Source organism: Isoptericola sp. NPDC057559, assembly GCF_042801555.1.
In the GTDB taxonomy this organism is placed as follows: domain Bacteria; phylum Actinomycetota; class Actinomycetes; order Actinomycetales; family Cellulomonadaceae; genus Isoptericola.
In genome coordinates, this window is sequence record NZ_JBHVFQ010000010.1 from 72,738 (window position 1) to 94,567 (window position 21,830).

At 73.5% G+C, this 21,830-nt stretch carries 20 protein-coding genes and 1 tRNA gene; 1 reads left to right on the plus strand and 20 read right to left on the minus strand.

Features of this window, described 5'->3' with window-relative positions; all coding sequences use genetic code 11:
- Positions 1 to 3 precede the first annotated feature (3 nt).
- The 20 genes from ACFU5J_RS11770 to argS all read right to left on the minus strand — a co-directional run bounded on the left by ACFU5J_RS11770 (position 4) and on the right by argS (position 21,476).
- Positions 4 to 288: a F0F1 ATP synthase subunit epsilon gene (locus ACFU5J_RS11770; protein ID WP_429735122.1), complete on the minus strand. Its 285-nt coding sequence runs from the start codon at positions 286 to 288 to the stop codon at positions 4 to 6.
- Positions 289 to 389: 101 nt separating this feature from the next.
- Positions 390 to 1,871, minus strand: a complete 1,482-nt coding sequence (atpD, locus tag ACFU5J_RS11775) for a F0F1 ATP synthase subunit beta (RefSeq protein WP_430577256.1) — start codon at positions 1,869 to 1,871, stop codon at positions 390 to 392.
- Positions 1,872 to 1,950: 79 nt separating this feature from the next.
- A complete protein-coding gene (locus ACFU5J_RS11780; protein ID WP_430577255.1) occupies positions 1,951 to 2,850 on the minus strand; it encodes a F0F1 ATP synthase subunit gamma in 900 nt (299 codons plus the stop codon).
- Positions 2,851 to 2,852: 2 nt separating this feature from the next.
- Positions 2,853 to 4,481: a F0F1 ATP synthase subunit alpha gene (gene atpA, locus ACFU5J_RS11785; RefSeq protein ID WP_430577254.1), complete on the minus strand. Its 1,629-nt coding sequence runs from the start codon at positions 4,479 to 4,481 to the stop codon at positions 2,853 to 2,855.
- An 83-nt stretch (positions 4,482 to 4,564) separates the two neighbouring features.
- Positions 4,565 to 5,380: a F0F1 ATP synthase subunit delta gene (locus ACFU5J_RS11790; RefSeq protein WP_430577253.1), complete on the minus strand. Its 816-nt coding sequence runs from the start codon at positions 5,378 to 5,380 to the stop codon at positions 4,565 to 4,567.
- On the minus strand, positions 5,380 to 5,961 hold the full coding sequence (locus ACFU5J_RS11795) for a F0F1 ATP synthase subunit B (RefSeq protein ID WP_430577252.1): 582 nt from the start codon (positions 5,959 to 5,961) through the stop codon (positions 5,380 to 5,382). The genes ACFU5J_RS11790 and ACFU5J_RS11795 overlap by 1 nt, the downstream gene beginning before the upstream one ends.
- A gap of 2 nt (positions 5,962 to 5,963) precedes the next feature.
- Positions 5,964 to 6,194, minus strand: a complete 231-nt coding sequence (locus ACFU5J_RS11800) for an ATP synthase F0 subunit C (protein WP_079569652.1) — start codon at positions 6,192 to 6,194, stop codon at positions 5,964 to 5,966.
- 103 nt (positions 6,195 to 6,297) lie between these two features.
- Complete coding sequence (gene atpB / locus ACFU5J_RS11805) at positions 6,298 to 7,167, minus strand: F0F1 ATP synthase subunit A (RefSeq protein ID WP_430577251.1); 870 nt, start codon at positions 7,165 to 7,167, stop codon at positions 6,298 to 6,300.
- 169 nt (positions 7,168 to 7,336) lie between these two features.
- On the minus strand, positions 7,337 to 7,822 hold the full coding sequence (locus tag ACFU5J_RS11810; protein ID WP_430577250.1) for a hypothetical protein: 486 nt from the start codon (positions 7,820 to 7,822) through the stop codon (positions 7,337 to 7,339).
- Positions 7,819 to 9,072: a glycosyltransferase family 4 protein gene (locus tag ACFU5J_RS11815; protein WP_430577249.1), complete on the minus strand. Its 1,254-nt coding sequence runs from the start codon at positions 9,070 to 9,072 to the stop codon at positions 7,819 to 7,821. Before ACFU5J_RS11815 ends, ACFU5J_RS11810 begins: the two co-directional genes overlap by 4 nt.
- A complete protein-coding gene (locus ACFU5J_RS11820) occupies positions 9,069 to 9,890 on the minus strand; it encodes an L-threonylcarbamoyladenylate synthase (RefSeq protein ID WP_430578830.1) in 822 nt (273 codons plus the stop codon). The genes ACFU5J_RS11815 and ACFU5J_RS11820 overlap by 4 nt, the downstream gene beginning before the upstream one ends.
- A 5-nt stretch (positions 9,891 to 9,895) precedes the next feature.
- A complete protein-coding gene (gene prmC / locus ACFU5J_RS11825; protein WP_430578831.1) occupies positions 9,896 to 10,894 on the minus strand; it encodes a peptide chain release factor N(5)-glutamine methyltransferase in 999 nt (332 codons plus the stop codon).
- Positions 10,887 to 11,978, minus strand: coding sequence for a peptide chain release factor 1 (gene prfA, locus ACFU5J_RS11830; protein WP_430577246.1), 1,092 nt, complete (start codon positions 11,976 to 11,978; stop codon positions 10,887 to 10,889). Before prfA ends, prmC begins: the two co-directional genes overlap by 8 nt.
- A gap of 176 nt (positions 11,979 to 12,154) precedes the next feature.
- Positions 12,155 to 12,364 carry a 50S ribosomal protein L31 gene (gene rpmE, locus ACFU5J_RS11835; RefSeq protein WP_430577245.1) on the minus strand — a complete coding sequence of 70 codons (210 nt, stop codon included), beginning with the start codon at positions 12,362 to 12,364 and terminating at the stop codon, positions 12,155 to 12,157.
- 165 nt (positions 12,365 to 12,529) lie between these two features.
- The gene (gene rho / locus ACFU5J_RS11840; protein ID WP_430578832.1) at positions 12,530 to 14,554 is read right to left on the minus strand and encodes a transcription termination factor Rho; all 2,025 of its coding nucleotides are present in this window, start codon (positions 14,552 to 14,554) and stop codon (positions 12,530 to 12,532) included.
- A 263-nt stretch (positions 14,555 to 14,817) separates the two neighbouring features.
- Positions 14,818 to 15,819, minus strand: coding sequence for a homoserine kinase (gene thrB, locus ACFU5J_RS11845; RefSeq protein ID WP_430578833.1), 1,002 nt, complete (start codon positions 15,817 to 15,819; stop codon positions 14,818 to 14,820).
- Between the two features lie 47 nt (positions 15,820 to 15,866).
- On the minus strand, positions 15,867 to 16,961 hold the full coding sequence (gene thrC, locus ACFU5J_RS11850) for a threonine synthase (protein ID WP_430577242.1): 1,095 nt from the start codon (positions 16,959 to 16,961) through the stop codon (positions 15,867 to 15,869).
- A gap of 2 nt (positions 16,962 to 16,963) precedes the next feature.
- On the minus strand, positions 16,964 to 18,319 hold the full coding sequence (locus tag ACFU5J_RS11855; protein ID WP_430578834.1) for a homoserine dehydrogenase: 1,356 nt from the start codon (positions 18,317 to 18,319) through the stop codon (positions 16,964 to 16,966).
- Between the two features lie 104 nt (positions 18,320 to 18,423).
- Positions 18,424 to 19,812 carry a diaminopimelate decarboxylase gene (gene lysA / locus ACFU5J_RS11860; protein WP_430578835.1) on the minus strand — a complete coding sequence of 463 codons (1,389 nt, stop codon included), beginning with the start codon at positions 19,810 to 19,812 and terminating at the stop codon, positions 18,424 to 18,426.
- On the minus strand, positions 19,809 to 21,476 hold the full coding sequence (gene argS, locus ACFU5J_RS11865; protein WP_430578836.1) for an arginine--tRNA ligase: 1,668 nt from the start codon (positions 21,474 to 21,476) through the stop codon (positions 19,809 to 19,811). The genes lysA and argS overlap by 4 nt, the downstream gene beginning before the upstream one ends.
- 109 nt (positions 21,477 to 21,585) lie before the next feature.
- On the opposite strand from argS, the gene ACFU5J_RS11870 reads away from it, so the two are divergent.
- Positions 21,586 to 21,658, plus strand: a tRNA-Arg gene (locus tag ACFU5J_RS11870).
- The last annotated feature ends 172 nt before the right edge of the window (positions 21,659 to 21,830 follow it).

The window sequence follows — 21,830 nt, forward strand, 5'->3', positions numbered from 1 at the left end:
GCCTCAGCGGAGCGCCGGCTCGCGGCCGGACAGCTCCGAGACCTCGTCCACGACGATCGTGACGAGGTTTCCGTCGACGGAGACGAAGCCGCCGGTCACGTGCGCCTCGACCGCCGTCCCGTGGGCCGTCGACACCTTGACCGTGCCAGGCCGCAGCACCGCGAGGAGCGGGGCGTGGCCGGCGAGGATGCCGACCTGGCCGTCGACGGACGGGGCGCTGACCTCGCGCGCCGCGCCGGACCAGACCTTGCGGTCGGCCGCGACGAGGTCCACGTTCAGCTCTGCCATCTCCATGTCCTCTTTCCGATCGTGCGGGGTTCGTCATGAGTCGCGTCGGTCCCGCCGGGAGGGCGGGCCCCCCGGCGGGACGACGCGGCGGGACGAGACCGTCAGGCCCCGTACTCCTTCTGGATCCGGGCCCAGTTCTCCTCGAGCATCTCGAGGCCACCGATGTTGTAGAACGCCTGCTCGGCGATGTGGTCGAACTCGCCCTCGGCGATCTTCTTGAACGCCTCGATGGTCTCGCTCAGCGGCACGGTGGAACCCTCCACGCCGGTGAACTTCTTCGCCATGTAGGTGTTCTGGGAGAGGAACTGCTGGATGCGACGCGCACGCGCGACGACCGTCTTGTCCTCCTCCGAGAGCTCGTCCACACCGAGGATCGCGATGATGTCCTGGAGCTCCTTGTTGCGCTGCAGGATCGACTTCACCTGCGTCGCCACGTCGTAGTGCTCCTGGCCCACGTAGCGCGGGTCGAGGATGCGCGACGTCGAGGTCAGCGGGTCGATCGCCGGGTACAGACCCTTCGACGCGATCTCGCGGGAGAGCTCGGTCGTCGCGTCCAGGTGGGCGAACGTGGTCGCCGGCGCCGGGTCGGTGTAGTCGTCCGCCGGCACGTAGATCGCCTGCAGCGAGGTGATCGAGTGACCGCGCGTCGAGGTGATGCGCTCCTGGAGGAGGCCCATCTCGTCGGCGAGGTTCGGCTGGTAGCCCACCGCGGACGGCATGCGGCCCAGCAGCGTCGACACCTCGGAGCCGGCCTGCGTGAACCGGAAGATGTTGTCGATGAAGAGCAGCACGTCCTGCTTGCGCACGTCGCGGAAGTACTCCGCCATCGTGAGCGCCGACAGGGCGACGCGCAGACGCGTGCCCGGCGGCTCGTCCATCTGGCCGAAGACCAGGGCCGTCTTGTCGAAGACGCCGGCCTCCTCCATCTCGGCGATGAGGTCGTTGCCCTCACGGGTGCGCTCGCCGACGCCGGCGAACACGGAGACACCGCCGTGGTCCTGCGCGACGCGCTGGATCATCTCCTGGATGAGGACCGTCTTGCCGACGCCCGCACCACCGAAGAGACCGATCTTCCCGCCCTGGACGTACGGGGTGAGGAGGTCGATCGACTTGATGCCGGTCTCGAACATCTCGGTCTTCGACTCGAGCTGGTCGAAGGCCGGGGGCTTGCGGTGGATCGGCCAGCGCTCGGTGACCTCGAGCTTCTCCCCCTCGGCGAGGTTGAGGACGTCGCCGGTCACGTTGAAGACCTTGCCCTTGGTGATGTCGCCGACCGGCACGCTGATGGGCGAACCGGTGTCGGTGACGACGGCGCCGCGCACGAGGCCGTCCGTCGGCTTGAGCGCGATGGCGCGGACCAGGCCGTCGCCGAGGTGCTGGGCGACCTCGAGCATGAGGGCGAAGGACTTCTCGCCCTCGCCCTGGCTCGACAGGTCGATGTCGACCGTCAGGGCGTTGTAGATGTCGGGGATCGCGTCCTCGGGGAACTCGATGTCGACGACGGGGCCGATCACGCGCGCGACACGGCCCACGCCGGGTCCGCTCTGGTGCTCGACCGGGGCTTCCACGGTGGTGGCGGTCATTGCTTGCCTCGCTTCGAAAGGAACGTTGCGGATGTCAGTACGGTCGTCAGAGCCGGCTCGGCTGAAGCCGTGGCCGGCGTCATGACGCCGCGAGGGCGTCGGCACCCGAGACGATCTCGCTGATCTCCTGGGTGATGTCCGCCTGGCGGGCCTGGTTCGCCAGGCGTGTGTAGGTGCGGATCAGGTCCTCGGCGTTGTCCGTCGCCGTGTGCATCGCCCGCTGGCGCGCGGCCAGCTCGGACGCCGCGGCGTCGAGCATGAAGCTGAAGATGCGGCTGCGGACGTAGCGCGGCAGGAGCGCGTCGAGGACGCTCTCCGGCGACGGCTCGAAGTCGTACAGCGGGAACGCGTCGTGCTCACCGGGCACGGCCACGCCCTCGACGACCTCGAGCGGGAGCATGCGCACCACGCGCGGCCGCTGCGTGACCATGTTGACGAACTGCGTGTACACCACGTGCAGCTCGCCGACGCCACCCTCGGCCGCCGGGGCGAGGAACGCCCCGAGCAGCCCGTCGGCGATCTCGCCGGCGACGTCCGAGTCCGGGCTGTCCGACCCGTACGACCACTGCCCCGCGAGCTCGCGCCCGCGGTAGCGGTAGTACGACACGGCGCGACGGCCGGCCGCGTACAGGTCGACGACCTTCCCGTCCTCCTGCAGCTGCGTCACGAGCCGCTCCGCCTCGCGGATGATCGACGCCGAGTAGGCGCCGGCCATGCCGCGGTCGGACGCGATCACGAGGACCGCGACGCGGTTCGTGTCGTGCCGCTCGCTGGTGAGCGGGTGCTTGGTCGACGTGTGCGTCGCCACGGCCGACACCGCGCGGGTGATCGCCCGCTCGTACGGTGCCGCCGCGGCGGTCCGCGCGCGCGCCTTGCCGATGCGGGAGGCCGCGATCAGCTCCTGCGCGCGGAACATCTTCTTCAGCGACTGCGTCGACTTGATCCGCTGCTTGTAGATGCGCTGGGATCCACCGGCCATGCTCAGGCCTTCTTCTGCACGACGAGCTGCTCCTGCTCGACGTCGGTGGACTCGTCGCCGGCGTCGCCGCCGACGAGCGGGGTGCCGTCGGCCTTGAGGAAGCCGTTGCGGACGTCCTCGACGGCCGCGGCCAGCGCGTCCTCCGTGTCCTGCTCGAGCTTGCCGGTCTCGGCGATCGTGGAGAGCACCGAGGTGTGCCGACGCAGGTGGTCGAGCATCTCGGACTCGAACCGCTTGACGTCCTCGACGGGGACGTCGTCCAGCTTGCCCTTGGTGCCGGCCCAGACGGACGCGACCTGGTCCTCGACCGGGTACGGCGTGTACTGGGGCTGCTTGAGCAGCTCCATGAGCACCGCGCCACGAGCGAGCTGACCGCGCGAGGCCGCGTCGAGGTCGGACGCGAACATCGCGAACGCCTCGAGCGAGCGGTACTGCGCCAGCTCGAGCTTCAGCGTGCCGGAGACCTTCTTCATCGCCTTGATCTGCGCGTCACCACCGACTCGGGAGACGGAGATGCCGACGTCGACCGCCGGGCGCTGGTCGGCGTTGAAGAGGTCCGACTGCAGGAAGATCTGGCCGTCGGTGATGGAGATGACGTTGGTCGGGATGTAGGCCGACACGTCGTTCGCCTTCGTCTCGATGATCGGCAGACCGGTCATCGAGCCCGCGCCCAGCTCGTCCGAGAGCTTCGCGCAACGCTCGAGCAGGCGGGAGTGCAGGTAGAAGACGTCACCGGGGTACGCCTCGCGGCCCGGCGGGCGGCGCAGCAGCAGCGACACGGCACGGTAGGCCTCGGCCTGCTTCGACAGGTCGTCGAAGATGACCAGCACGTGCTTGCCCTGGTACATCCAGTGCTGGCCGATGGCCGAGCCGGTGTACGGGGCGATGTACTTGAAGCCCGCGGGGTCGGACGCCGGAGCCGCGACGATCGTCGTGTACTCGAGCGCGCCGGCCTCCTCGAGGGCGCCGCGCACGGAGGCGATCGTCGAGCCCTTCTGGCCGACGGCGACGTAGATGCAGCGGACCTGCTTCTCCGGGTCGCCCGACTCCCAGTTGGCCTTCTGGTTGATGATCGTGTCGATCGCGATCGCGGTCTTGCCGGTCTGCCGGTCGCCGATGATCAGCTGGCGCTGACCGCGGCCGATCGGGATCATCGAGTCGATCGCCTTCATGCCGGTCTGCAGCGGCTCGTGCACCGACTTGCGCTGCATGACGCCGGGAGCCTGGAGCTCGAGGGCGCGGCGGCCCTCGCTCTCGATCTCGCCCAGACCGTCGATCGGGTTGCCCAGCGGGTCCACGACGCGGCCGAGGTAGCCCTCGCCCACGGGGACGGACAGGACCTCGCCGGTACGGCGGACCTCCTGCCCCTCCTCGATGCCCGTGAACTCGCCGAGGACGACGACGCCGATCTCCCGGACGTCCAGGTTCAGGGCGAGGCCGAGCGTGCCGTCCTCGAAGCGCAGCAGCTCGTTCGCCATCGCGCCGGGGAGGCCCTCGACGTAGGCGATGCCGTCGGCGGCGACGGTGACGCGGCCGACCTCCTCGCTGACCGCGCCCTCGGGCTCGTACGACTTCACGAAGCTGTCCAGAGCGGCGCGGATCTCCTCCGGCCGGATCGTCAGCTCAGCCATTGCTCTCTCCTGTCGTGGCCGCGACTCGCGCGGCCTCACGTTCTGCGTAGCCGACCGGGGGCCGGCGCTGGGCCTTGGAAGGGTTAGCCGGCCAGCCGGCGACGGGCGTCGGCCAGGCGGGACAGCACGGTGGAGTCGACGACGTCCGCGCCGACCTGGATGCGCAGGCCACCGATCACGGTCGCGTCGACCGTGACGTTGAGCTGCACGGCACGCCCGTAGGCCCGCTCGAGCAGACCGGCGAGCCGGTCCTGCTGGGACTGGCTGAGCACGCTGCCGCTGGTGACCGTGGCCACGAGGCGACGGCGGCGCTCGGCCGCGATCTCGCCGTACCACAGCAGCGTCGCCACGAAGCGACGGCCGCGGAGGGTCGTGGTGGCCCGGCGGGCGAGCGCCAGCGTCACGACGTCCACCTTGCCCGTGAGCAGGGTGTCGACGAGAGCCGCGCGACGCCCGGGGTCGGTCGAGCTGTCCGAGAGCACCTGCCGCGCCTCGCGCTGGCCGACCAGGGCCCGCGTCAGCCGGAACAGCTCGTCCTCGACGGTCTCGAGCGCGTCCCGCGCCTCGGCGGACGCCAGCAGGGCGTCGAGCCCGAGGCGCTCCACGGCGTCCACGAGGTCCTTGTCGCCGGCCCAGCGCGACCGCGCCAGACCGGTGACGAGGTCCACGACCCGCTCGTCGAAGCCGCCGGCCAGCACGCGGCCGGCGAGAGCCGCACGGTCCTCGGCGTCGCGCGACGGGTCGGCGAGCGACCGGCGCAGCGGCCCGGAGGAGTCCAGGGCGTCGACGACGACGAACAGCTGCTCGCCGAGCGTCTGCGCGTCGGCCCCCGCGGACCGCAGGACCGGCTCGAACCGCTCCTGTGCCGCGCCGAGGGATGCTCCGCTGGTGCCCCGCATCAGCCCTCCTTGCCGACCGGCGCCGGCTCGCCCGCAGCCTCGAGCTCGTCGAGGAAGCGGTCGACGACGCGCGACTGGCGCGCGGAGTCCTGCAGCGACTCACCGACGATCTTCGACGCCAGCTCCGTGGCCAGCTCGCCGACCTCGGTGCGCAGCGAGACCGCCGCCGTCTGGCGCTCGGCCTCGATCTGGCGGTGCGCCGTCTCGACGATGCGCGCGGCCTCGTCGTGCGCCTTGGTGCGCAGCTCCGCGACGATGGCGGTGCCCTCGGCACGCGCCTCCTCACGGGTCTTCGCGGCGTCCGCACGAGCGTCGGCCAGCTGCTGGTGGTACTCCGCCAGCGCGGCCGCGGCCTCTTCCTGAGCCTGCTCCGCCTTGGCGATGCCACCCTCGATCTTCGCGGTGCGCTCGTCCAGCACGGCCTGGAACTTGGGCAGGACGTACCGGTAGAACACGATCCCGACGATGATCACGATGATCAGCGACCACACGATGTCGTACGTGTGCGGCAGCAGGATGTTCTGCTCGGTCCCCTCGGCGGCGAGAACCGCCGGCGCGGGGGTGTTCAGGGAAGAGGTCATCATCACGGAACGATGAAGCCGGCCACCAGGCCGAGGAGCGCGAGCACCTCGACGAAGGCGATACCGATGAACATCGTGGTACGGAGCTGGCCCGAGACCTCGGGCTGGCGAGCCATGCCCTCGATCGTCTTGCCGATGAGGATGCCGAGGCCGATGCCCGGGCCGACCGCCGCGAGGCCGTAACCGACGGTGCCGATGTTTCCGGTGACCTCGGCGAGGGTGGTGACGTCCACTGGGTTTCCTTCCGTTGGGCGCCGGGCCTCGGGTGGCCCGGCGTCTCTTTGTGGGTGCAGGTGGTGAGCTGGTGTCCGGCTCAGGCCGGGTACCGCGTGACGGTCAGTGCTCCGCCTCGACGGACATGTTGAGGTAGACGGCGGTGAGGATCGCGAAGACGTAGGCCTGCAGGGCCGCCACGAAGACCTCGAAGAAGAAGAACGCCGCGCCCGCCACGAACGTGCCCGCGCCGAACAGCTTCATCGCGCCGGCGGAGTCGAAGAGGAAGAACGACGTCGCGGCGAAGCAGATCGCGAGCATGAGGTGCCCGGCGACCATGTTGGCCAGGAGTCGGATGACGAGCGTCGCGGGGCGCAGGACGAAGACCTGGAGCGCCTCGATCGGCACGAGCAGCACGTAGAGCGGCTTCGGCACGCCCGGCGGCAGCAGCGAGTTCTTGAGGAACCCGCCCACGCCGTGGGCCTTGACGCCCGCGCCCAGGTACATGACGTACGTCCACGCCGCCAGCACGATCGGCAGACCGATGACCGACGTTCCCGCGATGTTGAGGAACGGGATCACGGCGGCGATGTTCATGACCAGGACGGTGCAGAAGATCGTCGCGAGCAGCTTGAAGTACTTGCGACCGTTCTCCTGGCCGAGGACCTCGATCGCGATCGAGTTCCGCACGAAGTCGAGGACCATCTCGACGCCGTTCTGGAACCGGCCGGGCACCAGGCGGGCGCGCCGCGCCGCGATGCAGAAGACCAGCAGCAGGACGGTGGCCATGATGACGCGGACCAGCATGATCCGGTTGAACTCGAAGGGGGTGCCCTCGAAGAAGATCGCCGGCGGGAAGAAGTCCGCGATCGTCGGCGCGTGGAACTCACCGTCACCTTCGGCGGCGAGCAGCAGGGGGATCGCTGGCGTAGACAGGGGGTTCTCCCGGAGGTCGTACGGTCCGGACGCTCCACCGCTGGGCGGGCACGCCATCGGACCTGGCCGTCATGGATTCGCGAACAGCCTACCGGATGTTCACAGGTGCTCCGACACCGCAGAGCAGATTTTCTGGCAAGATCACGCGGCTTGTGAAGAAGCGCACGATGTTGCCCTCGGCGACGGATCGTCGCCCGGCGCAAGCACCCTGGTCAGAGCAGCGCGGTCACGGCTGCACGTAGGGCACCCGCCCGGCGTTCACGGCCCGATAGTCCAGCAGCGCGGAGCCGATCGCTCCCACGGCGAGCACCGCGATGAGCACCCACGGGTCGTAGAACGTCGCACCCTTGAGCAGCGCGAGCAGCACGATGAGGACCACGATCTTGGCCACCCAGGCCCCCATGACGAACGCCGCCATGCGCGCCGGGCTCGAGCCGACGGTGCGCATCATCGACCAGATCGTCGTCGCGCAGAAGAACGCGGCGATCCCCGCGCCGACGAGCGCGCCCCACAGCCCGGGCAGCCCCGCGACCAGGAGGCCGATGCCACCGCCCAGCACCACCAGGGCGCCGACGAGCAGCAGCGTGTCCCGCAGCGCCACCCGCAGCACGGCGCGCTCCGCGGTGGTCGCGTGCTCCCCCGCGGCGGCGTCCGCTCCTGCGGCGTCCTGGGCGGGGTCGGGCGTCGGGCCGGAGGTGTCGGGCGTCGTCATCGCGGGCGTCCTTCGTGCGTCGTCAGGGTGGGCGCGACCGGGGTCGCGGGGGTCGGCGAGGAGGCCGTGGCCGGGGCGGCCGCGGGGTGCGCGGCCGGCGGCGCGACGGCCGGGTGGCTGCCGGTGGCCACGTCGTCGTCGAGGAAGCGGCCGCGCGTGCGCAGCGGGCCGAGGGTGAGCAGCAGCGCGACGACCACGGCGACGCCGAGCCCGACGAGCACGGCCCGCCAGTCCCACATCACCAGCGCGGCCGCGCCGAACGAGAACACGGCGGCCCACACGTACAGGATCAGCACCGCGCGGCGGTGGGAGTGCCCCAGCGCCAGCATGCGGTGGTGCAGGTGCATGCGGTCCGGGTGGAACGGCGACTTGCCCGCGGCGAGGCGGCGCACCACCGCCATCCCCATGTCCAGCAGCGGCAGCAGCACGACCGCCACCGGCAGCAGCAGGGGGATGAACAGCGGCACGCGCTGCGCGCCGGAGAGCGCGTCGCCGGTCGAGACCGCGTCGACGTTGCCCGTGATCGTGATCGCGGCGCCGGCGAACACGAGGCCCAGCACCATCGAGCCGGAGTCGCCCATGAAGATGTGCGACGGGAAGAAGTTGTGCGGCAGGAAGCCCAGGCACGCGCCCACCAGGACGGCCAGCATCAGGGTCGCGAGGTTCGCGTAGTTCTCCGGGGTGGCCTGCTGCGTGAGGCCGTACGTGTAGAGCAGGAAGGCGGCGCCGCCGATGGCCATCACCCCCGCGGCCAGGCCGTCCAGCCCGTCGACGAAGTTCACGGCGTTCATCGCCACCACGACCACGAGGATCGTGGCGAACAGCGACAGCCGGGACGACGTGATGAACAGCCCGTCCGGCGTCGGCAGCGACGTGAGCTGCACCTGCTGCCACGCCATGAAGCCCGCCGCGAGGGCCTGCCCCGCGAGCTTGGTCATCCAGTCCAGGTCCCACACGTCGTCGGCCCAGCCCAGCAGGCACACGATCGTCGCGCCGCCCACGATGCCCCACGCCTGCGGCCCGGTGGCGAACACCCCCGCGAGGAACGGCATCTGCGAGGCCAGGACGACCGCGACGACGATGCCGAGCAGCATCGCCAGGCCGCCCAGGCGGGGCGTGGGCCTCAGGTGCACGTCGCGGTCGCGGACCGCGGAGATCGCGCCGGTCCGGCGCGCGACCCACCGTGCGCCCGGGGTGGCGAGGTACGTCACCGCCGCCGAGACGAGCATCAGGAGCAGATAGGCCCTCACCCGGCCGGCTCCTCCGCGGGCGAGCCGGCGGGCTCGTCGGTGGTCGGGGCGGCGGCCTCGTCGGAGGCGTCCGGGGCGCTCGCGTCGACGGCGTCCGCGGCGGGCTCGGGGGCCGCCTCCTCCGCCGCGTCGTCCGCCGTCCCGTCCGTCGCGTCGTCCTCGGGCTCGTCGACCTCGTCGACGCCCCGCACGGGGGCGACCTCGTTGAGCGCCTCGAGCGTGATGGCGCCCTGCCGCACGACGCGCAGCCGCGCGCCGGTCGCGTCCACGATGGTCGACGCGACGCCGCCGGGCGCGTCGCCACCGTCGAGGTAGGTGCTCACGGCGTCGCCGAGCTGGGCGCGCGCGTCGGCGACGTCGAGCGCGGCCGGGCTGCCGGAGGCGTTGGCGCTGGACACCGCGAGCGGGCCGGTGCGGCGCAGGAGGGCGAGCGCGGCGGGGTGGTCGGGCATGCGCAGCGCGACGGTGCCGTGCGTCTCCCCCAGGTCCCACTGCAGCGACGGCTGCGCCTGCAGGATGATCGTGAAGCCGCCGGGCCAGAAGGCCTCGACCAGCTTGCGCGCGTCGCCGGGGACCTCGGTGGCCAGGCCGTCGAGGGTGCGCACGTCGGGCACGAGCACCGGGGGCGGCATCTGCCTGCCGCGACCCTTGGCCGCGAGGAGGGCCGCGACGGCCTCCGCGTCGAAGGCGTCGGCGCCGATGCCGTAGACGGTGTCGGTCGGAAGCACCACCAGGCCGCCTCGCGAGACCGTGTTCACCGCCTCGTCGATCGCAGGGCCCCAGGTGTTCGGGTCGGTGACGTCGTGCACGCTGCTCACGGGGATCAGTCTGTCACGGTTCGACCGGCCGCCCGCCGCGCGTCCGGAGCGGTCCCGGCGCCGGAACGCCGGGCCACGACCATCCGCGGGCGGCCGGTGAGGTCGTCGAGGGTCTCCGCGGGGCCGAAGCCGCCGGCGGCCGCCACCATGGCGCGGGCGTCGGCCGCCTGGACCTCGGCGTGCTCCATGACGTAGAGCCCGCCGGGCCGCAGCAGCCGGGCCGCGGCAGCCGTCACGCCGCGCGGGACCTCGAGCCCGTCCTCCCCGAGCCCGTACAGGGCCACGGCCGGGTCGTGCTCGGCCACCTCGGGGTCGCGCGGGACGGCGCCGGGCGGCACGTAGGGCGGGTTGGAGACGACCACGTCCACGGAGCCGTCGAGGTCGCGCAGCGCCGTGCGGGCGTCGCCGCGCACCAGGTGCACGACGTCGTGGGTGACGTCGGGGGCGGCGTCGTGGGCGGCGTCGTGGGCGGCCGCGCGCGACGCCGACGCGACGTTGCGCGCCGCCCAGCCGTGAGCCGCGCCGTCGAGCTCCACCGCGTGCACGCGGGCGCCGGGCACCTCCGTCGCGACGGCCAGGGCGATGGCCCCCGACCCGGTGCACAGGTCGACGACGACGGCCGCGCCGTCGCGCGCCACGGCCCGCGCCGCCTCGTCGATCGCGACCTGCGCCACCTGCTCGGTCTCCGGCCGCGGCACGAAGACGCCCGGCCCGACCGCCAGCTCGAGGTGGCGGAACGGCGCGACGCCCGTGAGGTGCTGCAACGGCTCGCGGGCCGCCCGCCGGTCGACGTCGGCGGCGAACCGCGCCGCGACGTCCGCCGGCAGGTCCCGGTCGAGCACCGCCAGGCGGCGCACCTCGGCCCGGTCGACGCCGAGGCCGTGCGCGAGCAGCACCTCGGCGTCCACCCGCGGGCTCGGGACGCCGGCCGCGGCCAGGCGCGCCGCCGCCACGCGGACGGCCGCGCCCGCCGTGGCCGGCGCGGCGGGCGCCGGGTCAGTCACCGGAGCCCGCCGCCGCCAGACGCGCCGCCTCGTCGGCCTCCACGGCGGAGCGCACCACGGGGTCGAGGTCGCCCGCGAGCACGTGGTCGAGGTTGTACGCCTTGTACCCGGTGCGGTGGTCCGCGATGCGGTTCTCCGGGAAGTTGTAGGTGCGGATGCGCTCGCTGCGGTCGACGGTGCGCACCTGCGAGCGGCGCACGTCCGCGGCAGCGGCGGCGGCGGCCTCCTGCTGCGCGGCGAGCAGCCGGGCGCGGAGCACGCGCATCGCCTGCTCCTTGTTCTGCAGCTGCGACTTCTCGTTCTGCATCGAGACGACGATCCCGGTCGGCACGTGGGTGATGCGGACGGCGGAGTCCGTCGTGTTCACCGACTGACCGCCCGGCCCCGACGACCGGTAGACGTCGATGCGCAGGTCGTTCGGGTCGATCTCGACCTCGCCCGGGTCGTCGACCTCGGGCAGCACCAGGACGCCGGCCGCCGACGTGTGGATGCGGCCCTGCGACTCGGTGACGGGGACGCGCTGCACGCGGTGCACGCCGCCCTCGTACTTGAGGCTGGCCCACACGCCCTCGGCCGGGTCGGACAGGCTGCGCGCCTTGACGGCGACCTGCACGTCCTTGTAGCCGCCCAGCTCGGTCTCGGTCGCGTCGAGGACCTGCGTGGCCCACCCGCGCCGCTCGGCGTACCGCAGGTACATGCGCAGGAGGTCGCCGGCGAAGAGCGCGGACTCGTCGCCGCCCTCCCCCGCCTTGATCTCGAGGATGACGTCGCGGGCGTCGTCGGGGTCGCGGGGCACGAGGACGCGGCGCAGGCGCTCGGCGGCCTCCTCGGCAGCGGCACGCAGGCCCGGCAGCTCCGCGGCGAACGCCGCGTCCTCCGTGGCCAGCTCGGCGGCGGCCTCCGCGTCGTCGCGGGCCTGCTCCCAGGCGCGGTACGCGGCCGCGACCTGGTTCAGCTCGGCGTAGCGGCGCCCGAGCGACCGGGCACGGCCGGCGTCGGCGTGCACGGCCGGGTCGGCGAGCTCGCGCTCGATCTCGGTGTGCTCCTCGAGCAGCGGCCGCGCGGCCGCGAACGAGTCGGTCATCGGTACTCCCGGTCCGGGCGCGAGGCGAGAGCCGACCCGGGCTCTGGACGACCTCACCGGGACACGGACTACCTCGACGGGTGGCGAACTACCTCGGCAAAGCAGAAGCGCCGGTGGTCCGTCGTCCGACTGCCCCTGGAGAGGTTGTCGGGCGGACCACCGGCGCTGTCAGGCAGCTAGTCCTTCTTGCCGTAGCGCGCCTGGAAGCGGGCGACGCGGCCACCGGTGTCGAGGATCTTCTGCTTGCCCGTGTAGAACGGGTGGCAGGCGCTGCAGACCTCGACGCTGATCTTGCCGGAGGTCGCGGTGCTGTGGGTCGTGAACGTGTTGCCGCAGGTGCAGGAGACCTGGGTGACGACGTACTCGGGGTGGATACCGGACTTCATGATGCTCCTTGGTGAGATGCCGCCGGGTCGCCCCGCAGGACCGCGGGCCGTGAACCGGAAGGCCGACGAACTATTGTGCCAGAACGCTGAGCGCCTGGAGAAATCTCGGGTCGAGCCCGCCGCGACCCGGTGCGGGTCCCGGCGGGCCCGGTCGGCCGAGGTGGGTCAGATCGTCTCGCCCGGGTTCTCGTCCGAGAGCCCGGCCGGCGTCGTCTTCTGCACGTGCAGCAGGAACTCGACGTTGGTCTTGGTCTTCTTGAGCTGGCCGAGCAGCAGCTCGATCGCCTGCTGCTGGTCCAGCGCACCGAGCACGCGGCGCAGCTTGTAGGTGATGCCGAGCTCGTCCTTCGACATGAGGATCTCCTCGCGGCGCGTGCCGGACGCGTTGACGTCCACGGCCGGGAAGATCCGCTTGTCGGCGAGGTTGCGGGACAGGCGCAGCTCCATGTTGCCCGTGCCCTTGAACTCCTCGAAGATCACCTCGTCCATCTTGGAGCCCGTCTCCACGAGCGCCGACGCGAGGATGGTCAGCGAGCCGCCGTTCTCGATGTTGCGAGCCGCGCCGAAGAACTTCTTCGGCGGGTAGAGCGCCGCGGCGTCCACACCACCGGAGAGGATGCGGCCCGACGCCGGCGCCGCCAGGTTGTAGGCGCGCGACAGGCGGGTGAGCGAGTCGAGCAGCACGACGACGTCCTGGCCCAGCTCGACCAGGCGCTTGGCCCGCTCGATCGCGAGCTCGGCGACGATCGTGTGGTCCGACGCGGGGCGGTCGAACGTCGAGGCGATGACCTCGCCCTTGACCGTCCGCTCCATGTCGGTGACCTCTTCGGGCCGCTCGTCCACGAGCACCACCATGAGGTGGACCTCGGGGTTGTTCGCGGTGATCGCGTTGGCGATCTGCTGCATGATGATCGTCTTGCCGGCCTTGGGCGGCGCGACGATGAGGCCGCGCTGGCCCTTGCCGATCGGGGCGACGATGTCGATCACGCGGGGCGTGAGGCGCGTGGCCTCCGGGTTCTCCAGGCGGAGCCGGTCCTGCGGGTACAGCGGCGTCAGCTTGGTGAACTCCGGGCGCTGGCGGGCCTCGTCGATCGTCATGCCGTTGACCGAGTCGAGCCGCACCAGGGCGTTGAACTTGCTGCGGACGTTCTTGCCCGCCGGCGGCTCCTCGCCCTCACGGGGCTGGCGGATGGCGCCGACGATCGCGTCGCCGCGGCGCAGGCCGGCCTTCTTGACCTGGTTGAGCGAGACGTACACGTCGCCCTCGCCGGGCAGGTAGCCGCTGGTGCGCACGAACGCGTAGTTGTCGAGGATGTCGAGCACGCCGGCGACGGGCAGCAGCACGTCGTCCTCGCGCACCTCGACGTCCTCGAGGCCCGCGACGTCGGGGCCGTTGCCCCGGCCGCTGCGGCTGCGCTTGCGGTCACGACCACGGTCGCGGCCGCGACGGCGGCGCGAGCCGCGCTCGTCCTCGAGGTCGGCGCGGCGCTGACGGTCGTCGCGCTGGCCGCCCTGCTGGCCCTGCTGGCCCTGCTGGTTCTGCTGGTTCTGCTGGTTCTGCTGGCCCGAGCCGCCCTCGTTCGAGCGCCCCTGGCCGGAGCGCTGGCCGTCGCCGTCGCCCTGGTCGCGGCCGGTCTGGCCGCCCTGGCCGCCGTTGTTCTGGCCGCCGTTGCGGCGCCCGCCCCGCTCGCGCGGAGCGGCCACGGCGTCGGCGAGCTGCGCCAGGCGCGCCTCGCGGTCGGAGTCGGAACGCTGCTCGCCGCGCTGCTCGGTGCCGCGCGCGGGCTGGGCGGCGGGGGCCGTGTCGGCCGCCGCGCGCTGCTGCGGCGCGGCGTCACCCTCGGCGGTGCCCGCCGAACGGGTGGCGCGGCGCGACCGGCGCGGAGCCTCGGAGCCCTCGGCACGGGGCGCGCGGGCGTCGGACGACGCGGGCTGCTCGGCCGGCGCCTGGGCCGGGGCGTCGCTGCGGACCGTGGGGGCCACGGCGGTCGCCGCGGCGACCGGGGCACCCGCGGTGCGCGCGCCCTGGCCGCGCGCGGACCGGATCGCGTCCTGCAGGTCGCTCTTGCGCATCCGGGACGTACCCTTCACGCCCATGCCGGAGGCCAGCGCCTGGAGCTCGGCGAGACGCATCGAGCTCAGGTTCCCGGATACGGCGGAGCCGTTCCGGCTGTCGGTGGTGTTCGTCACGAAGGACCCTTCCCCCTCGTATGCGGCCCTCAGATGTCACGGGCCGGGGTGGCTGCCGTCCTGGCGCGGGGAGCGTCGGGACGCGTGGAACCTCGCATCAGTGGTACGACGACGTCGGCTGGCGGGGTTGTGTTTCGCCTTCTCGCGGGACTGCCGCGGCGGGTCGTGCACCGCATCACAACCACCGAGGCACCAGGCTCCGACCGGGCACGCGAGCGTGCCGTGCGGTGGGAGGGAGTGCCCTCGCGGTCGATCCCGAAGGCTCACCGCATCATATCACCTCGCGCCCGGCGGGAGGCCGACACGCCGCCCCCCGCGAGGCGCGGCCCGGCGCCCCCTCCCCCGGTCACCCGCCGCGCGACCGCGCCGCCCGCGTCGACGCCCGGGCGCAGCACACGCCAGCCCGCCACGTCGTCGATCAGCTCGGCCAGGACGCCGTCGAGGCGCGCCGTGCCCTCCCCCGACGTGAGCACGAGGACGGTGGGCCCCGCGCCCGAGATCGTGGCCGCGAGCCCCTCCGCCCGCAGCGCGCGCAACAGCTCGGCGGACCCGGCCATCACCGCGGCGCGGTAGTCCTGGTGCAGACGGTCCTCGGTGGCGTCGAGCAGCAGCTCCGGGCGCCGCGCCAGCGCCTCGACGAGCAGGCCCGCGCGGCCGGCCGTGAACGCGGCGTCGCCGTGCGGCACCTCCGCCGGGAGCACGCCGCGCGCGCGGCTGGTGGCCAGGCGGTGGTCGGGCACCAGCACCGTGGCCTCGATGCGCTCGTCGACGTCGAGGTCGACGGCCCGCGGACCGTCCGCCGACCGCCAGGCGAGGGTCGCCCCGCCGCGGATCGCGGGCGCGGCGTTGTCCGGGTGCCCCTCGAACTCGGTCGCGATCCGCAGCACCGCGTCCGCGTCGAGGACGTGCGGGTCGGCCAGCAGCGCCCGGGCCGCGACGATGCCGGAGACCACGGCCGCCGACGACGAGCCCAGCCCCCGAGCGTGCGGGATCCGGTTGACGCAGCGCAGCCGGAGCCCGGTGCGGGGTGCCCCCGCCAGGTCGAGCGTGTGCCGCAGCGCGCGCACGACGAGGTGGTCCTCGCCGTCGGGCACCTCCCCCGCGCCCTCCCCCTCGACCTCGACCACGACGTCGTCGCTCGCGAGGAGCTCGACCTCCAGGTCGTCGTGCAGGGCGAGGGCGAGTCCCATGGCGTCGAACCCCGGGCCGAGGTTCGCGCTGGTGGCCGGGACGCGCACGAGGACATGGTCGGCGCCGAGCTGCATCGTTCCCCTCCCCGGGGTCCGGTCGAAGCGGTGTCAGGCAGAGCTGGCTAGTCCAGGCCGAGCGCGCCGGCGACGGACACGACGTCGGCGCTCACGCGGGTGGGCACGACCTCGCCGCCGTCGGGCGTGCGCAGCGCCCACTGCGGGTCCTTGAGGCCGTGGCCCGTGACCGTCACGACGACGCGCGCGCCGGCCGGGACCAGGCCGCGGTCGGCGCGGGCGAGCAGGCCCGCCACGCCCGACGCGGAGGCCGGCTCGACGAAGACGCCCACCTCGGCCGACAGCACGCGGTGCGCGGCGAGGATCTCCTCGTCGGTGACGGCCTCGATCACGCCGCCCGACGTGTCGCGGGCGGCCTCGGCCTGCTCCCACGACGCCGGGTTGCCGATCCGGATGGCGGTGGCGATCGTCTCCGGCTCGTCCACGGGGTGGCCCTTGACGATCGGCGCGGCGCCGGCCGCCTGGAAGCCCCACATCTGCGGGGTGCGCGTGGCGACCGCGCCGAGCCCGGCCCCGGCGTCCAGGCCCGCGTACTCGCGGAAGCCCTTCCAGTACGCGGTGATGTTGCCCGCGTTGCCCACCGGCAGGCAGTGGATGTCGGGGGCGTCGCCGAGCGCGTCGACGATCTCGAACGCGGCGGTCTTCTGCCCCTCGATGCGGTCCGGGTTGACGGAGTTCACGAGCTCGACCGGGTACACCTCGGCGAGCTTGCGTGCGGCCACGAGGCAGTCGTCGAAGTTGCCGTCCACCTGCAGCAGGCGCGCGCCGTGCGCGACCGCCTGGCTGAGCTTGCCCATCGCGATCTTGCCGTCCGGCACCAGGACGGCGCAGGTCATGCCGGCGCGGGTGGCGTACGCGGCCGCCGAGGCGGACGTGTTGCCCGTCGAGGCGCACACCACGGCCCTGGCGCCGCGGCCGGCTGCGGCCGAGATCGCCGCCGTCATGCCCCGGTCCTTGAAGGACCCGGTCGGGTTCATGCCCTCGACCTTGACGTACACGTCCGCGCCGGTGCGCTGCGACAGCGCGGGGGCGGGCACCAGCGGGGTACCGCCCTCCCCGAGCGTCACGACGCGCTCGAGCAGGTGGGCCGGCATCCGGTCGGCGTACTCGGTGATGACACCGCGCCACTGGTGGGCAGGCATGGTCAGGCTCCCTCGACTCGCAGGACGGACGTGATCTCGTGCACCGCGTCGAGGCCGCGCACGGCCGCGACGGTGGCGGCCAGCGACGCCTCGCGGGCGGCGTGCGTGGTGAGCAGCAGCGCCGCGGTGCCCTCGGCGACCCCGACGGCGTACGGCTCGTCCGGGGCCTGGCGCACGGTGTCGATCGACACGCCGTGGTCGGCCAGCACCTGCGCCACCTGCGCGAGCACGCCGGGGCGGTCCGCCACGACGAGGCGCACCTGGTAGCGGGTCACCGCGGCGTCGTGCGGCAGCACCGGGAGCGAGGCGTAGGCGGACTCGCGCGGGCCGCGGCCCCCGACGATCCGGTCGCGCGCCGCCGAGACGAGGTCGCCGAGCACCGCCGACGACGTGGGCCGCCCGCCCGCGCCCTGTCCGTAGAACATCAGCGGCCCGGCGTCGTCGGCCTCGACGAACACCGCGTTGAAGGCGCCGTGCACGGCCGCGAGCGGGTGGGCCGAGGGGACGAGCGCCGGGTGCACGCGCACGGAGACGCCCTCGGCCGTCTGCTCCGCGATCGCCAGCAGCTTCACCACGTGCCCGGTCTGCTGCGCGGCCGCGACGTCGGCGGCGGTGACGCCCGTGATGCCCTCGCACGCGACCTGGGACAACGAGACGCGGGTGTGGAAGGCCAGCGACGCGAGGATCGCGGCCTTGGCCGCCGCGTCGTGCCCCTCGACGTCGGCCGTCGGGTCCGCCTCCGCGTAGCCGAGGCCCTGCGCCTCCTTGAGGGCCTCCTCGAGGTCCAGCCCGTGCGTCGTCATCTGGTCGAGGACGTAGTTGGTGGTGCCGTTGACGATCCCGAGCACGCGGCGCACGTGGTCGCCGGCGAGCGACTCGCGCACCGGGCGGACGATCGGGATCGCGCCCGCGACCGCCGCCTCGAACGACAGGTCGACGCCGGCGGCGTCGGCGGCCTCGAAGAGCTCCGGGCCGTGCTCCGCGAGGAGGGCCTTGTTGGCCGTCACGACGCTCGCGCCGCCGGCGATCGCGCGGTGGATGAGCCCCCGGGCGGGCTCGATGCCGCCCATGAGCTCGACGACGAGGTCGGCGCCGTCCACGAGGGACTCGGCGTCCTCGGTGAGGAGCTCGCGCGGCACGACCGTGCCCACGCCGTCGCGCGGGCGGCTCGCGTCGCGCACGGCGATGCCCACCAGCTCGAGGCGCGTCCCCGCGCGGGCCGCGAGCTCGTCGGCGTGCCGGACGAGCGCCTGCGCCACCTGCGTCCCGACCACGCCGCAGCCGAGGAGGGCGACGCGCAGCGTGCCGGGGACGGGGCGCGGGTCGGCCGGGGGCGCGGGGACGGGGGCTGCAGGCACGGGAGAACCTTCGGAACGAGATGCCGGGACGGTGGTCAGGATAGCCGCGCCGCGTGGCGGCCGGGCCGCCCGTCCACGGGCGGCCCGGCCACGGTCGGAAACGGTCAGCCGAGGTCGAGGGCGAGCAGGTCGTCGACCGTCTCGCGGCGCACGAGGACGCGCGACGCGCCGTCGGCGACGGCCACCACGGGCGGCCGCGTCAGCAGGTTGTAGTTCGACGCCATCGACCGCCCGTAGGCGCCCGTCGCGGCGACCGCGAGGAGGTCCCCCGCGCGCACGTCGCCCGGCAGCATGACCTCGTGCACGAGGATGTCGCCGCTCTCGCAGTGCTTGCCGACCACCCGCGCGAGCACCGGCTCGGCGTCCGAGGTCCGGCCCACGAGCTCCGCGTGGTACTGCGCCTCGTACAGCGCCGGGCGGATGTTGTCGCTCATGCCGCCGTCGACGGACACGTAGGTGCGCACGCGGCCGTCGTCGAGGGCCACCGGCTTCACCGTGCCGACGGTGTAGAGCGTGAGCCCCGCCGGGCCGACGACCGCGCGCCCCGGCTCGATGGAGATCCGCGGCAGCGGCGTGCCGAGCTCCGCGCAGACGGCGGCCACCGCGCCCGCCACGTCCTTGGCGATGCGGTCCGGGTCCAGCGGAACCTCCCCCGGCAGGTAGGCGATGCCGTAGCCGCCGCCGAGGTCCACCTCGTCGACCAGCACGCCGGTGCGCTCGGCGAGCTCGGCGCGCAGCCGCAGCACGACGCGCGCCGCCGCCTCGAAGCCCGCCGGGTCGAGGATCTGCGACCCGATGTGGGAGTGGATGCCCAGCAGGTGCAGCTCCGGCCGCGCGACGACCGCGAGCAGCGCCCGCAGCGCCGGCGGGTCGCCCGCCTCGCCGTCGAGGGCGCCCCGGTTCACCGACAGCCCGAACTTCTGGTCCTCGTGCGCCGTGGAGATGTACTCGTGGCCGCCCGCGTGCACGCCGGTCGTGACGCGCACCATGACGGGCGCGACGACGCCGCGGGACGCGGCCAGCGCCGCGACGCGGTCCACCTCCACGAGGGAGTCGACGATGATCCGGCCGACGCCCGCGTCGAGCGCGGCGAGGATCTCGTCGTCCGACTTGTTGTTGCCGTGCAGCCCGATCTCCGCGCCGGGGACGCCGGCGCGCAGCGCGACGGCGAGCTCGCCGCCCGACGCGGTGTCGACGCGCAGGCCCTCCTCGCGGGCCCAGCGCGCCACCGCGACGGTGAGCAGCGCCTTGCCGGCGTAGTACACGTCCACGCCCGTGCCGACCTCCGCGAACGCGGTCGCGAACGCCGTCCGGTACCCGCGGGCGCGGGCCCGGAAGTCCGCCTCGTCGAGCACGTAGGCCGGGGTGCCGTGGGTGGCCGCGAGGTCGGCGACGGCGACGCCGCCCACCTCGACCGCGCCGTCGGCGCGCCGCCGGACCCCGGTCGACCAGGGCACGCCGAGGACGCCGGGCACGGCCGGCGACCCGGTCACATGCGCTCCGGCGCGGACACGCCGAGCAGCTCGAGCCCGTTGGCGAGCACCTGGCGCACCGCGTCGTTCAGCCACAGGCGCGTGCGGTGCGTGTCCGTGACCTCCTCGTCCGGGTACGGCGTCACGCGGCACTCCTGGTACCACTTGTGGTAGTCCGCGGCGAGCGACTCGAGGTAGCGCGCGACGCGGTGCGGCTCGCGCAGCTCGGCGGCCTGGGACACGATCCGCGGGAACTCGGTGAGCGCGCCCACCAGCGCCGCCTCGGTCTCGTGCGTCAGCAGCGCCGGGTCGAAGGCGTCCGAGCCGTCCGCGGCGACGCGCACGACGTCGCGGTCCGCGGCGTTCCGGTCGACGGCGCAGGTCCGCGAGTGCGCGTACTGCACGTAGTAGACGGGGTTGTCGTTGCTCTGCTTGAGCATCTCCTCGCCCGACAGCGACAGCGGCGAGTCGGCCGGGTAGCGCGCGAGCGAGTAGCGCAGCGGGTCCGAGCCGAGCCACTCGATGAGGTCGTCCATGTACAGCGCGTTGCCGCGGCGCTTGCCCATCCGCTCGCCGCCGATGTTGACGAGCTGGCCGATGAGCACCTCGATGTTCGCCTCCGGGTCGTCGCCCGCGCACGCGGCGATCGCCTTGAGGCGGTTGATGTACCCGTGGTGGTCGGCCCCGAGCAGGTAGATCTTGCCCGGGAACCCGCGGTCCTTCTTGGACAGGTAGTAGGCGGCGTCGGCGGCGAAGTACGTGGGCTCGCCGTTCGCGCGGATCATCACGCGGTCCTTGTCGTCGCCGAAGTCCGTGGTGCGCAGCCACACCGCGCCGTCGACGTCGAACACGTGGCCCTGCTCGCGCAGGCGCGCGACGGCCTGCTCCACCGCGCCGGACTCGTGCAGCGTGCGCTCGGAGAACCACACGTCGAAGTGCACGCCGAACGCGTCGAGCGTGCGGCGGATCGCCTCGAGCTGCGCCTGGTAGCCGAGCTCGCGCGCGGTCGTGGCGGCCTCGTCGGCCGGCAGGTCGAGCAGGTCGGGCTCCTGCGCCAGCACCTCGGCGGCGCGCTCGGCGACGTACTCGCCGGGGTAGCCGCCCTCGGGCACGTCCTCGCCCTTGGCCCGCGCGACGATCGACGCGCCGAACTTGTCCATCTGCGCGCCGGCGTCGTTGATGTAGTACTCGGCGGTCACGTCCGCGCCCGCGGCGCGCATGATCCGCACGAGGGCGTCACCGAGCGCGGCCCAGCGGGTGTGGCCGATGTGCAGCGGGCCCGTCGGGTTGGCCGAGATGTACTCGAGGTTGTGCACCTGGCCGGCGAGGGCGTCGGTCCGGCCGTACTGCTCGCCCGCGGTGACGATCGTCCGGGCGAGCTCGCCCGCGGCGCCGGCCTCGAGCGTGATGTTGAGGAAGCCCGGCCCGGCGACGTCCGCCGCCTTGACGCCCGGCGTCGCGACGAGGCGGGCCGCCAGGTCCTCCGCGAGCGCGCGGGGGGTGGTGCCGGCCTTCTTCGCGAGCTGCAGCGCCACGTTGGTGGCCCAGTCCCCGTGCTCGCGCTGCCGGGGTCGCTCGACGTGGACCGACGCCGGGACGGCGTCGGTGGGCAGGGCGAGGGTGCCGTCGGCCACGGCCGAGGCGAGGGCAGCGCTGAGTGCTCCGGAGAGCTCGTCGGGGGTCACCGGGCGATTCTACAAAGCCCGCGGCCGGCGGCGTGCTGCCGGTTGCCACCCGGACCTCCAGGTGCTGGTAGTGTCGTGCACCGTGCCGAGCGGTTCCTCGCCGGCGCCCGCGCCTGTAGCTCAGTGGATAGAGCGTCTGCCTCCGGAGCAGAAGGTCGGGGGTTCGAATCCCTTCAGGCGCACCGCAGCACAAGAACGGCCCTGGTCATCGACCAGGGCCGTTCTTCGTCGTCTACCGACCTCGACGTAGCGATCGGTGGGGGTGCCGGCGGGGGGCGACGGGCGCTGGGGGAGGCAGGGGGGGGCCGGGGGGGCCGCGGGGGGGGGGCCGGGCCCGCCAAGCGGGCCGGTGGG

Coding starts and splice junctions, on each gene's coding strand:
- ACFU5J_RS11770 (WP_429735122.1), bottom strand. CDS start 288: ATGGCAGAGCTGAACGTGGACCTCGTCGCGGCCGACCGCAAGGTCTGG.
- atpD (WP_430577256.1), bottom strand. CDS start 1,871: ATGACCGCCACCACCGTGGAAGCCCCGGTCGAGCACCAGAGCGGACCC.
- ACFU5J_RS11780 (WP_430577255.1), bottom strand. CDS start 2,850: ATGGCCGGTGGATCCCAGCGCATCTACAAGCAGCGGATCAAGTCGACG.
- atpA (WP_430577254.1), bottom strand. CDS start 4,481: ATGGCTGAGCTGACGATCCGGCCGGAGGAGATCCGCGCCGCTCTGGAC.
- ACFU5J_RS11790 (WP_430577253.1), bottom strand. CDS start 5,380: ATGCGGGGCACCAGCGGAGCATCCCTCGGCGCGGCACAGGAGCGGTTC.
- ACFU5J_RS11795 (WP_430577252.1), bottom strand. CDS start 5,961: ATGACCTCTTCCCTGAACACCCCCGCGCCGGCGGTTCTCGCCGCCGAG.
- atpB (WP_430577251.1), bottom strand. CDS start 7,167: ATGGCGTGCCCGCCCAGCGGTGGAGCGTCCGGACCGTACGACCTCCGG.
- ACFU5J_RS11810 (WP_430577250.1), bottom strand. CDS start 7,822: ATGACGACGCCCGACACCTCCGGCCCGACGCCCGACCCCGCCCAGGAC.
- prfA (WP_430577246.1), bottom strand. CDS start 11,978: ATGACCGACTCGTTCGCGGCCGCGCGGCCGCTGCTCGAGGAGCACACC.
- rpmE (WP_430577245.1), bottom strand. CDS start 12,364: ATGAAGTCCGGTATCCACCCCGAGTACGTCGTCACCCAGGTCTCCTGC.
- thrB (WP_430578833.1), bottom strand. CDS start 15,819: ATGCAGCTCGGCGCCGACCATGTCCTCGTGCGCGTCCCGGCCACCAGC.
- thrC (WP_430577242.1), bottom strand. CDS start 16,961: ATGCCTGCCCACCAGTGGCGCGGTGTCATCACCGAGTACGCCGACCGG.